General features: G+C 62.3%; 1 protein-coding gene. It reads left to right on the forward strand.

Going from position 1 to position 469, the window contains the following annotated elements:
* Positions 1-469, forward strand: a 469-nt coding sequence (locus tag MKZ40_RS16950) for a diguanylate cyclase (protein ID WP_282627988.1), incomplete at both ends; no start/stop codon positions are given.

Below are 469 nucleotides of genomic sequence, written 5' to 3' on the forward strand. Positions count from 1 at the left end.
TGGTCGGTAATCGCGGGCTCGTCGGGCGGCAGGGGGGCGACGAGTTCAAGGTGCTGCTGCCGGGCGGACAGGATCGCGCGCTTCTGTCCCAACTTGCCAAGACGATCATCAGTACGCTTTCGCAGCCCTACACGATCGAAGGCAAAGTCGTCGTCATCGGCGTATCTGTTGGCATTTCCTGCTGTCCGCAGGATGGCGAGACGGCCGATGCGCTGATCCGCAATGCCGACCTGGCGCTCTATGCCGCCAAAGGTGACGGGCGGGGCGTTCATCGCTTCTATTCATCGGAAATGCATGCTGATGCAGAAGGACGGCGGCAGCTGGAGGAGGATCTGCGTCACGCCCTCGCTTCGGACGGGCTGCACCTTGTCTATCAACCCGTCGTGTCCTCCAAGACGGAGCGGGTTACCGGCTATGAGGCATTGCTGCGCTGGATCCATCCGGTGCGCGGCGAGATATCCCCGTCCAT

Origin of the sequence: Cobetia sp. BMC6 (assembly GCF_029991385.1) — a bacterium.
Lineage (GTDB): Bacteria > Pseudomonadota > Gammaproteobacteria > Pseudomonadales > Halomonadaceae > Cobetia.